The organism is Staphylococcus sp. GDX8P54P (assembly GCF_017893165.1).
Taxonomy (GTDB): domain Bacteria; phylum Bacillota; class Bacilli; order Staphylococcales; family Staphylococcaceae; genus Staphylococcus; species Staphylococcus borealis.
Map to the genome: position 1 here is coordinate 1 of NZ_JAESMM010000061.1, position 803 is coordinate 803.

The 803-nt window shown below is 41.3% G+C and carries 1 protein-coding gene; it reads left to right on the forward strand.

Annotation, left to right across the window (positions count from 1 at the left end; genetic code table 11):
* Nucleotides 1-803, forward strand: an 803-nt coding sequence (locus tag KA909_RS12945) for a DUF1542 domain-containing protein (protein ID WP_210130299.1), incomplete at both ends; no start/stop codon positions are given.

The window sequence follows — 803 nt, forward strand, 5'->3', positions numbered from 1 at the left end:
ATAGTTGCGAAGAATGCGATAGATCAAGCAACAAATAACGCAGGAGTGGACGCAGCAAAAGAAAGTGGAATTGAATCAATCAATCACGTCCAACCAACGGTTGTTAAAAAAGCCGAAGCGAAAGCGTCGATAGATGAAGCAGCTACAGCTAAGAAAGCAGAAATAGATCAAAACGCAAATGCGACAGAAGAAGAAAAAGTAGCTGCAAAAGCAAAAGTAGATGAAGCCGCAACAGCAGCAAAACAAGCGATAGACCAAGCAACAAATAATGCAGGCGTAGACACAGCAAAAGAAAGTGGAATTGAATCAATCAATCACGTCCAACCGGCGGTTGTTAAAAAAGATGAAGCGAAAGCGTCGATAGATGAAGCAGCTACAGCTAAGAAAGCAGAAATAGATCAAAACGCAAATGCGACAGAAGAAGAAAAAGTAGCCGCAAAAGCGAAAGTGGACGAATCTGCAAAAGTTGCGAAGAATGCGATAGATCAAGCAACAAATAACGCAGGAGTGGACGCAGCAAAAGAAAGTGGAATTGAATCAATCAATCACGTCCAATCAGCGGTTGTTAAAAAAGATCGAGCAAAAGCAGAAATAGACAACGTTGCACAAGCTAAGAAAGCAGAAATAGATCACAACGTAAATGCGACAGAAGAAGAAAAAGTAGCCGCAAAAGCAAAAGTAGATGAAGCCGCAACAGCAGCTAAACAAGCGATAGACCAAGCAACAAATAATGCAGGCGTAGACACAGCAAAAGAAAGTGGAATTGAATCAATCAATCACGTCCAACCGGTGGTTGTTAAAAA